We start from the raw sequence: 6789 nt of genomic DNA, 5'->3' as shown, positions 1-6789 counted from the left end.
ATATGGGGCAATGGCTGTGGATTCACCGGCGTTGGAAACCCGAACGTCAGCGCACCCGCGCAGCGGCCAAGATTGATCCCTGATTGGCCGCCTGAACGATAATGACGCATTCATCATCGCCAGGAATATTGGCGGAAAATGTCAGCGGTGCCGCCCCGTTCCAGCCTTTCAGGACGCTCCATTCAGTGACCACGTTTGAATAGGCTAGTTTGCGCCCCGCATTCTCGCCGCGCTTGATCTGCACCGATTGCCCGTCAACAAATCGCACCATCTGCACCACCATTTTACCCAGCCCCTTGACCAATGGTTCTGCCGTGATCTCGATCTGGCCACCGTTGCGCGTAACCGTCAACCGCACCTGATCTGGCGCTTTGGCGCGGGCCTTGATTAGTTTGGCAACTTCGCTTGGCTTGGTGCCAACAACAAGGTCTTGCCCCGCGATCACCATTTGTGGCGTGTAAACCATGCGTTTTCCCGCCGCACGCGCATAGCCGTGCTGGCGTGCGGTAAATTTCGGGCTGGCAAAGACATCTTTCCAGCCGATGTAATCCCAATAATCCACATGCAGCGATAGTGCGATCACATCATCGCGTTTTGCCAGTTTCCCCAACAATGCATCTGCGGGCGGGCAACTGGAACACCCCTGCGAGGTATATAGTTCAACCACAACTGGCCCAGATTGCGCCGCAGTCATATTGGCCACCGCCATCCACACCCCTGTTACAATAATCACAAATTTATGCATGATCCGCTCTCTGTTTTCTGCGCCCTTACATCCACCTAAGTCACAGCCCGATCAATAGCCAATCAAGGTTTTGCGAGAATCCTTGTTACTTTCGTAACATCAGTGCTACAAATTAATTGTGTGCAATGGTATACAAATATGGCTTGCCCCCTTGAACGACTCCTCTGGATAGGTCAAAAGCGCAAGTAACATGGGCAGCCGCCCATAGCCGTTAGCCATAAAATGGAGCCAGCCATGACCATTCAAGTCGGACAAGACAGCGCAAAATCCCGTAAAACCCTGACCGTGGGCAAACAAAGCGTCGATTATTACTCGATCCCCGCGGCCACCGCTGCGGGTTTGGGCGACTTCTCGCGCCTTCCTGCGGCGCTCAAGGTGGTGCTGGAAAACATGCTGCGGTTCGAGGATGGCAAGACGGTCACAACAGATGACATCAAGGCATTCGCTGAATGGGCCACAAACGGCGGCAAAAACCCGCGTGAGATTGCCTATCGCCCTGCCCGCGTGCTGATGCAAGATTTCACCGGCGTGCCTGCTGTGGTCGATCTGGCCGCGATGCGCGACGGGATTATCGGGCTTGGGGGGGATGCGGAAAAGATCAACCCGCTGACCCCGGTTGATCTGGTGATTGACCACTCGGTGATGATCGACAATTTCGGTACCCCCCGCGCATTCGCGATGAATGTTGAACGCGAATACGAGCGCAACATCGAGCGCTACACCTTCCTGAAATGGGGCCAATCGGCGTTTGACAATTTCCGCGTGGTGCCCCCGGGCACAGGGATTTGCCATCAGGTGAACCTTGAATATCTGGCGCAAACCGTTTGGACCGATACGGACCAGAGCGGCGCAACCGTCGCCTATCCCGACACATTGGTCGGCACCGACAGCCACACCACTATGGTCAACGGTTTGGCCGTTCTGGGCTGGGGCGTTGGCGGGATCGAGGCTGAAGCGGCGATGCTGGGCCAGCCGATTTCAATGCTGATCCCCGAGGTCGTGGGTTTCGAGTTGACTGGCGAAATGATGGAGGGCACCACCGCCACCGATCTGGTTCTGAAGGTCGTGGAACTGTTGCGTATCCAAGGCGTGGTTGGCAAATTCGTTGAATTTTACGGCGAGGGCCTGAACCACCTGCCGCTGGCCGATCGGGCCACCATCGCCAACATGGCGCCTGAATACGGCGCGACCTGTGGCTATTTCCCGATTGATAATGAAACCCTGCGCTATTTGCGGGTTTCTGGCCGCAATGAGGGCCGGATTGCATTGGTCGAGGCTTATGCCAAGGAAAACGGGTTCTGGCGTGATGCCGATTATGCACCGGTTTACACCGACACCCTGTCGCTGGACATGGGCACGATTGTGCCAGCTATTTCCGGCCCCAAACGCCCGCAGGACTACATCGCACTAACGGATGCCAAAGCGGCATTCGCCTGCCAGATGAAAGAGATGTTCAAACGCCCGATGCACAAAGAAATCGCGGTGGCGGGCGAAGACTACACAATGGAGAGCGGCAAAGTTGTGATCGCCTCGATTACGTCGTGCACCAACACCTCGAACCCCTACGTGATGATCGGCGCGGGTCTGGTGGCACGCAAGGCCGCGGCCTTGGGTCTGAACCGCAAGCCGTGGGTGAAAACCTCGCTGGCCCCCGGTTCGCAAGTTGTAAGCGAATACCTTGAAGCCGCCGATCTGCAAAAAGATCTGGATGCGCTTGGCTTTAACCTTGTTGGTTACGGCTGCACCACCTGCATTGGCAATTCCGGCCCGTTGCAGCCGGAAATTTCTGCCGCAATCGCCGAGGGCGATCTGGTGGCAACTTCGGTGCTCTCGGGCAACCGCAATTTCGAGGGCCGGATTTCCCCCGACGTGCGCGCCAACTATCTGGCCTCGCCCCCCTTGGTGGTGGCCTATGCTATCGCTGGCACATTGGACATCAACATTGCGACCGACCCGCTGGGCCAAGACAAAGACGGCAATGATATCTACCTGAAAGACATCTGGCCCACGAATCAAGAGATCGCCGAACTGGTCGACAAAACCGTCACCCGCGAGGCGTTCATGGCGAAATACGCCGATGTTTTCGCAGGCGATGAAAAATGGCAGGGCGTGGCAACCACTGACAGCCTGACCTACGACTGGCCTGCCACATCGACCTACGTTCGTAATCCGCCCTACTTTCAGAATATGTCCAAAGAAGCTAGTAAGATCAGTGACGTGAAAGACGCCAAGGTATTGGCCATTCTGGGCGATATGGTCACCACCGACCACATTTCGCCTGCGGGGTCATTCACAAAAGACACCCCCGCTGGGCAATATCTGGTCGAGCGCCAAGTGCCCGTGAACCAGTTCAACTCCTATGGCTCGCGCCGTGGCAACCACGAGGTGATGATGCGCGGCACGTTTGCCAACATCCGCATCAAAAACGAAATGCTGGACGGGGTTGAAGGCGGCTATACGCTGGGACCAGACGGCAAACAAACCTCGATCTTTGACGCTGCCAACGCCTATCAAGAGGCCGGCACACCGCTGGTGATCTTTGCAGGGCAACAATATGGGGCTGGCTCATCGCGCGACTGGGCCGCCAAAGGCACCGCCCTGTTGGGGGTCAAGGCGGTGATCGCCGAAAGTTACGAGCGTATTCACCGCAGCAATCTGGTCGGCATGGGCGTGATCCCGTTTGAATTTACCGGCGGCGGCACCCGCAAGACGTTGGGTCTGAAGGGCGACGAAACCGTGTCGATAACAGGGCTTGAGGGCGACCTGAAACCGCTATCCGACATCCCCGCCACCATCACCTACAGCGATGGCAAAACCCGCGACATCACCCTGAAATGCCGCATCGATACCGAAACCGAGATCGAATACATCGAACACGGCGGCGTATTGCATTACGTGCTGCGGAATTTGGCGAAGGGGTAAGGAAAATTACAAGCGTCCCGATTGCGGGGCGCTTGTACCTATAGAAACAAACTGTTTCGCCAATCCCTGATTTGCGTTCTTTTTTCGTTAACCAGAATGGGCTATCAGTGTTCCTATGATTGACTTGACCATCCCACATGACCGCCGTGAAATTCTCGGCCTTTCCGCCCCTCTGATCGAGGCGTTCGCGCTGCTTTTGCTTGCTGTGGCCTGTCTACCGATCCTGTAAAGCGGTTTAGCCCACGTCACCCGAACCTTACTTGGCGGCCTCGATGGCTGGGCGTATCTGGTTTTCAATCACCCGCTGGGTAATTGGCCCGCGAAAATGCAGCACGATAACCCCGTCGCTATCAATCAAATAGCTTTCGGGCATCGCCAGAACGCCCCACTCAATCCCGTTGCGCCCCTTGGGGTCACTCAGGATCGCGGTGAACGGGTTGCCCAGTTCAGCCAGAAATCCGGCTGCATCCTCTGGCCGGTCCTTGTAGTTAACCCCGTAAACCGGCAGGCCACCCTCGGCCAGTTTGATCAGGTTTGGGTGTTCGGCCCGACACGGCGGACACCAGCTGGCCCAGAAATTTACCAGCTTTACGCCGGGGGCCCGCAGGGTCTCGTCGGTGAAACCGGTTGCAGGGTCCTGATCTTCACTCACAAAGATCGCAGGCGCAGGGTGGCCTTCGCGTGTTGATGGCAGATTACTAGGGTCATTGCCGCTCAGGCTGTTTATCAAATTCGGCAATAACAACGCGCCAACCAATGTCGCAAAAATCACAACGGGTAGGATCGCCAATATATTCAGTTTCCGCGGCTCAGACATTTTTCGCCCGCCGTTCTTCAACCTCGCGCAGCGCCTTGGCAACGCGACGCCCTTTGATCCAGCTAAGCGCCAGCAGGCCCAACAACAAGATTAGCGTCACCGCATAAGAGGCCAGAACCTCGGTTTGGTATTTCCCCAGATCAGGCATCATGCCACCCGCTCCCGTGCGATCAGCGCCTTCATCCGGCGGCTGCGAATTTCTGTGCGTGTGCGCATCAGCACCAGTGCGATGAACAGCAAAACGAAACCGGCAATGCACAACAACAACGGCCAGTAAAATACATCCGAAACATGTTCTTCTTTGTCGACCGAAAGCGACGCTGCCTGATGCAGCCCTTGGCTCCAGAAATTTACCGCATAGCGGCTAAGCAGAGCAAAGACCGACCCGACAAGGCATAAAACCGAGGTCAGATCAGCGGCTGTGTCCGGATCATCAATCGCTTCCCACAAAGCGATATAGCCCAGATAGAACAAAAACAGGATCAGGAACGATGTCAGTCGCGGGTCCCACGCCCAATAGGTGCCCCACATTGGTTGGCCCCAAATCGCGCCGGTAAACAGTGCAATCAGCGTCATTGTCATGCCAATCGGGGCTGCGGCCTTGGCCGCCAGTGCCGAAACATGGTGGCGACGGATCAGCCAGACCAAAGATGTGATCAGCATCATCATCCACGCATTGATCGCCATCAGGGCTGCCGGCACATGGATATAGATAATTTTCACCGAAGAACCAAAGTTTTCAGCCTCGGGGGTTAGAAAGTATCCCCAGAACATGCCCGTCACCAGTGTGATCACCGACAGGCCCGCAAACCACGGCAGGAATTTCCCTGACGTTTGCATGAATAATTTTGGATTGGCGTATTCCCAGAGCGACATCGGGCGACCTTATACGTTAAATTTCACGGCTATAAATACCCCGTTACAAGGCTCAACGCAAATTGATGCGTATGGTTGCAGCCGCTACAAATGGAAGCAGCGCGACCACGCCAGCGGTGATTCCAGCCAGCATTAAGAGCGGTGTAGTGTTGTCGAACCCTTGTGCCCCGCGGCGCAGCGCTTCGGCCCCGAAAATCAGCGTGGGCACGTATAGCGGCAGCACCAATAATGACAATAACAGCCCGCCGCGTTTCAATCCCACAGTCAGCGCCGCACCGAATGCGCCGATGAACGACAGCGCCGGTGTGCCGATTGCCAATGTCGCCACCAGCCAGCCAAAACCGGCTGTCGGCATGTTCAGCAACACCCCCAAAAACGGCGCGGCAATGGTCAGCGGCAATCCGGTGGTCAGCCAATGGGCCAAGGCCTTCATCGCCACCACACCCTCCAGCGGCACAGGTGCGGTTGCCAACAGATCAAGCGAGCCGTCCTCAAAATCCAGCGCGAAAATGCGGTCCAGTGACAAAAGGCACGCCAGCAATGCCCCGACCCACAGAATGCCCGGCGCGATTTTAGCCAGCAGCGCACTTTGCGGCCCAACGCCAAACGGCACCAGCACCACAACGATCAGGAAAAATGCTAACCCCAACCCAAAGCCGCCCCCTGCCCGCATCGCCAACCGCATATCCCGGATCAGAATCGCAATCATTCGAACGCCTCATCGAACCCGGCCAGATCGCGCGGGCGGGCCTTGTTGTCCGTCAGGTCCAGCACATCGGCCTTGATCCCCAGATCAATATGGGTGGCAATCAGCGCCGCCCCCCCATTTTCGCAATGCTCCCGAACCGCATCGGCAAACAGCGCCACACTGGCCACATCCAGTGATACAGTGGGTTCATCCAATGCCCAGATTTTGCGCCCCGTCACCAACAAGCGTGCCAACCCCAAACGGCGCTTTTGCCCCGCCGACAGGTTATGCGCCGCGCGACTTGCCAAATCCTCAAGGTTAAACGCCGCAAGCGCCGGAGCAATATCCACCACGCCGTACACCTGCGCCCAAAACTTCAAATTCTCGGTCACCGTCAGGGTCGATTTCAACCCATCCGCATGCGCCCCGTAGGTGATCGCATCAGGGGCTGCCACCACCTCGCCCTCAAGGGCCGGTTGCAACCCCGCCAAGGTGCGCAACAGCGTGGTCTTGCCAATCCCGTTTGGCCCACGCAGCAGTAGAACCTGCCCTGCCGCCAGCGTGAAATCCACCCGATCAAGCACAGCAACACCGCCGCGCGTGATTGCCAGATTGGTAACTTTCATCAATTCCATAGCAACGGCATACCCCAATGCAACGCTCCCGAACAGCGACAAATCCGCCCCATTTTCGTTCTACAAATATCCCCGCGCGGAGCGCCTAGAATCTCTTTAGCACAAC

General features: G+C 56.8%; 7 protein-coding genes. 1 reads left to right on the top strand and 6 read right to left on the bottom strand.

All coding sequences use genetic code 11. From position 1 onward, the window contains the following. Positions 1 to 46 precede the first annotated feature (46 nt). On the bottom strand, positions 47 to 745 hold the full coding sequence (locus ACWB12_RS07060) for a DUF1223 domain-containing protein (protein ID WP_479529360.1): 699 nt from the start codon (positions 743 to 745) through the stop codon (positions 47 to 49). A gap of 234 nt (positions 746 to 979) precedes the next feature. Between ACWB12_RS07060 and acnA the strand changes: the two genes are divergently transcribed. Further along, positions 980 to 3667, top strand: coding sequence for an aconitate hydratase AcnA (gene acnA / locus ACWB12_RS07055; protein ID WP_479529359.1), 2688 nt, complete (start codon positions 980 to 982; stop codon positions 3665 to 3667). Positions 3668 to 3923: 256 nt separating this feature from the next. Here acnA and ACWB12_RS07050 read toward each other — a convergent pair whose 3' ends face one another. Genes ACWB12_RS07050 through ccmA form a run of 5 tightly spaced genes read right to left on the bottom strand, consistent with a single transcriptional unit; the run spans position 3924 to position 6683 of the window. Continuing rightward, positions 3924 to 4484 (bottom strand): DsbE family thiol:disulfide interchange protein, encoded by a 561-nt coding sequence (locus ACWB12_RS07050; protein WP_479529358.1) that lies wholly within the window; start codon positions 4482 to 4484, stop codon positions 3924 to 3926. Then, entirely contained in the window at positions 4477 to 4635 is a 159-nt protein-coding gene (gene ccmD, locus ACWB12_RS07045; protein WP_479529357.1) for a heme exporter protein CcmD, read from the bottom strand. Before ccmD ends, ACWB12_RS07050 begins: the two co-directional genes overlap by 8 nt. Continuing rightward, entirely contained in the window at positions 4632 to 5360 is a 729-nt protein-coding gene (locus ACWB12_RS07040) for a heme ABC transporter permease (protein WP_479529356.1), read from the bottom strand. The genes ccmD and ACWB12_RS07040 overlap by 4 nt, the downstream gene beginning before the upstream one ends. Positions 5361 to 5412: 52 nt before the next feature. After that, on the bottom strand, positions 5413 to 6069 hold the full coding sequence (ccmB, locus tag ACWB12_RS07035) for a heme exporter protein CcmB (RefSeq protein ID WP_479529355.1): 657 nt from the start codon (positions 6067 to 6069) through the stop codon (positions 5413 to 5415). Beyond that, the gene (gene ccmA, locus ACWB12_RS07030; protein ID WP_479529361.1) at positions 6066 to 6683 is read right to left on the bottom strand and encodes a heme ABC exporter ATP-binding protein CcmA; all 618 of its coding nucleotides are present in this window, start codon (positions 6681 to 6683) and stop codon (positions 6066 to 6068) included. Before ccmA ends, ccmB begins: the two co-directional genes overlap by 4 nt. Between the last annotated feature and the right edge of the window lie 106 nt (positions 6684 to 6789).

This window comes from Profundibacter sp. (assembly GCF_056498605.1).
The sequence above is the reverse complement of the archived record's forward strand: the minus strand, read 5'-3'. Positions and strand labels throughout refer to the sequence as shown.